At 65.2% G+C, this 3,130-nt stretch carries 4 protein-coding genes and 1 pseudogene; 1 reads left to right on the forward strand and 4 read right to left on the reverse strand.

Going from position 1 to position 3,130, the window contains the following annotated elements; translation table 11 throughout:
• The 3 genes from PGX04_RS21905 to PGX04_RS21915 all read right to left on the reverse strand — a co-directional run.
• Positions 1–274, reverse strand: a 274-nt coding sequence (locus tag PGX04_RS21905) for an L-threonylcarbamoyladenylate synthase (RefSeq protein WP_273740437.1), incomplete at its 3' end; no start/stop codon positions are given.
• 61 nt (positions 275–335) lie between these two features.
• The gene (locus PGX04_RS21910) at positions 336–851 is read right to left on the reverse strand and encodes a redoxin domain-containing protein (protein WP_273740438.1); all 516 of its coding nucleotides are present in this window, start codon (positions 849–851) and stop codon (positions 336–338) included.
• Entirely contained in the window at positions 851–1,156 is a 306-nt protein-coding gene (locus PGX04_RS21915; RefSeq protein ID WP_273740439.1) for a glutaredoxin family protein, read from the reverse strand. Before PGX04_RS21915 ends, PGX04_RS21910 begins: the two co-directional genes overlap by 1 nt.
• A gap of 112 nt (positions 1,157–1,268) precedes the next feature.
• On the opposite strand from PGX04_RS21915, the gene PGX04_RS21920 reads away from it, so the two are divergent.
• A complete protein-coding gene (locus tag PGX04_RS21920; protein ID WP_273740440.1) occupies positions 1,269–2,678 on the forward strand; it encodes a hemolysin family protein in 1,410 nt (469 codons plus the stop codon).
• 4 nt (positions 2,679–2,682) lie between these two features.
• On the opposite strand, the pseudogene PGX04_RS21925 reads toward PGX04_RS21920, so the two are convergent.
• Positions 2,683–3,130, reverse strand: a pseudogene (locus tag PGX04_RS21925) (hypothetical protein); the annotation flags it as partial.

The following is a 3,130-nucleotide window of genomic DNA, read 5'->3' on the forward strand; positions in this document are numbered from 1 at the left end:
CGCGCCGCCGACAGAGGACCGTCACGGGGCCGGGGAGAAACGTCGCCATGAACCGCCGCTCCCGATCGGTCGCGCGGACGTACCGGAGCGCCGACGGGACCGACGGCACGGCGAACGAAAGCGGCTTCGACCGATCGCGTCCCTTCGCGTCGAAGACCCGATCGACGGCGTCGGGATCGAGTGCGTCCGCGGCGAGGCCGTAGACCGTCTCGGTCGGGTAGACGACGAGCGCTCCCGAATCGATCGCCTCGGCCGCGCGGTCCAGTTCGCTCATTCGGTTCGAAATCGGTGGATGTCGGGCAAAAAGCTATCGGGACTCGCGGGCGAGACGGTCGCTACTCGAGGCCGAGCTCGTCCTCGAGGTCGTCGTAGTCGGGGAAGTCGGGCCAGTCGGTGGCGACCCACGCGCCCTCGACGGTGCGGTCCGCGTCGAGCGCGAAGAAGGCGACCCGCGGTTCGCTGACGCCGGTCATGCCGTCGAGGTCGTGGTCGACGCCGTACGACGCCGCGATCTCGTTGCTCGGATCGGTGAAAAACCGGAACGGGTGGTCGTTGCCTTCTAGGAACCGCTTGATCCCGTATGGGGTCGAGGCCGTGACGCCGACGACCCGGCCCGCGCGTTCGTCCCAGTCGCGTTCCGCGAGTTCGTCCCAGACGTACTTCGCGACGAAGGAACCGGTCATCGGCGTGAAGACGAGGATCGTCCGACCGCCGGTCTCGCCGATCAGGTCCGACAGCGTGCGGTCCTCCCAGAACTCGTCGGTGACGAGCGGGCGGGTAAAATCGGGGGCCGCCTCGCCCGGTTCGGGGTGGTCCGTCGGACCCAACTCGACGACATCGAACTCCGGCATCAGTCGTCACCTCCCGCGGTCGCCGCGGCCGCGTCGGGCCGGTCGCCCTCGCCGTAGGTCGACTCGAGGTAGTCGACGATGTTGGCGCTTTCGGCCATCGTGACCCCCGTATTCCCGTCGACGACGACGGGGACGGTTCGGACGCCGGCGACGCGTTTGACGACGTTCCGCTCGGAGTGCATCGGTTCGACGAACCGCGATCGGTACGAGAGGTCGTACTCGTTCAACAGCCGGGCGACCCGCTCGCAGTACGGACAGCCCTGGAGCCGGTAGAACGTGATCGGTGGTTCGGCGGTCTCGCTCATAGCCGAATGTACGGGAAAGAGCCGGGTAAACGTGTCGTCGCCGGCGGCGATATCCGTAACCGACCGTAAAATGGGAAACGGTTAACCGATCCGGCTATAAGCCTGTACATCAATGGCGTTGTCTCCGCCCCCCGAGGTCGTGTTCGCTGTCTACGAGATCCCAGTGGTGGGTCTCGAGATCGACCAGTCGATGGTGACGGTCCTCGGCGCGCTCGCCCTCGTCGTCCTCGTCGGTCTCTCCGCGTTCTTCTCGTCGTCCGAAATCGCGCTGTTCTCTATCCCGAAACACCGCGTCGAGGCGATGGCCGAAGACGGTATCCCCGGCGCGGCGCGCGTGAAGGCGCTCAAGGAGGACCCGCATCGGCTGCTCGTGACGATCCTCGTCGGGAACAACATCGTCAACATCGCGATGTCGTCGATCGCGACGGCCCTCCTCGGACTGTACTTCGGCGGGCTGGCAGCCGTTACGGCCGCGACGCTCGGGATCACCGCTATCGTCTTGCTGTTCGGCGAGAGCGCGCCCAAGTCTTACGCCGTCGAGAACACCGAATCCTGGTCGATTCGCGTCGCCAGACCGCTGAAGCTCGCCGAGCGGTTGATGCTTCCCCTCGTCGTCCTCTTCGACTATCTCACCCGGCAGATCAACCGTCTCACCGGTTCGACGACGGGAGCGATCGAGACGCCGTACGTCACTCGCGACGAGATCCAGGAGATGATCGAGTCCGGCGAGCGCGAGGGGGTCTTGGAGGAGGAGGAACACGAGATGCTCCAGCGGATATTCCGCTTCGACAACACGATCGTCAAGGAGGTGATGACCCCGCGGCTGGATATGACGGCCGTTCCGAAAAACGCCGAGATCGACGAGACCATCGAGACCTGCATCCAGAGCGGTCACGCCCGCGTGCCGGTCTACGAGGGAAGTCTCGATAACGTTCAGGGCGTCGTCCATATCCGCGATCTCGTCCGCGATCTCAACTACGGCGAGTCGGAGAACGACGAACTCGAGCTCGCGGATCTCATCCAGCCGACGCTACACGTCCCCGAGTCGAAGAACGTCGACGAGCTGCTGACCGAGATGCGCGAAAACCGGATGCATATGGCGATCGTGATCGACGAGTTCGGGACCACCGAGGGGCTGGTGACGATGGAGGACATGATCGAGGAGATCATCGGCGAGATCCTCGAGGGCGGCGAGGAACAGCCGATCGAGGAGATCGACGATGACACCGTCCTCGTCCGGGGCGAGGTGAATATCGAGGACGTCAACGAGTCCCTCGAGATCGATCTCCCCGAGGGCCAGGAGTTCGAGACCATCGCCGGCTTCATCTTCAATCGCGCGGGCCGGCTCGTCGAGGAAGGCGAGGAGATCACCTACGACGGGGTCCGAATCACCGTCGAAACCGTCGAAAATACGCGCATCATGAAAGCCCGTCTCAAGAAACTCGAGATCGCGGACGCGGAACCCGGGCCGGACGAGGAAGCGGGGGAGTCCCCGCTCGAGATCGACGAACGTGACGAGTGACCGATCAGCGCTGCGAGTCGACGATCGCCGCGACGTCACGTGCGACTGCGGGCGGGACGACGAGCCGTCTCGGTCCCTGGACGTACTGGCCGTCCGGCTGGGCGTAACTGAGCGTCACCACGGCGCTATCGCCGATCGGCCGGATCGAAACGTCTTCGATGACTGAGAGATCGATCGCCTGATCCGGTTCGTAGAGGTAGATCGTGCGGTCCTCGCGGTCGAGCGCGCCGACCGACTGGAGGAACGAGGCGAACACGAGCGCGACGAGGGCGATCGGAATCAGGAGCGCGGCCGCTCCGGTAAAGGGGCCGGCACCGACGGCCAGTAGCTCGTTCTGCGAGACGTACCGACCGATCCCCATCAGCGCGCCGATGACCGCCCCCATCACGACCGCACCGACGGCGGCGTCCATCGCTCGATCCAGTTTCGTTCCCGACGGGACGTCGACGGGG

Source organism: Natrinema soli (genome assembly GCF_028618695.1).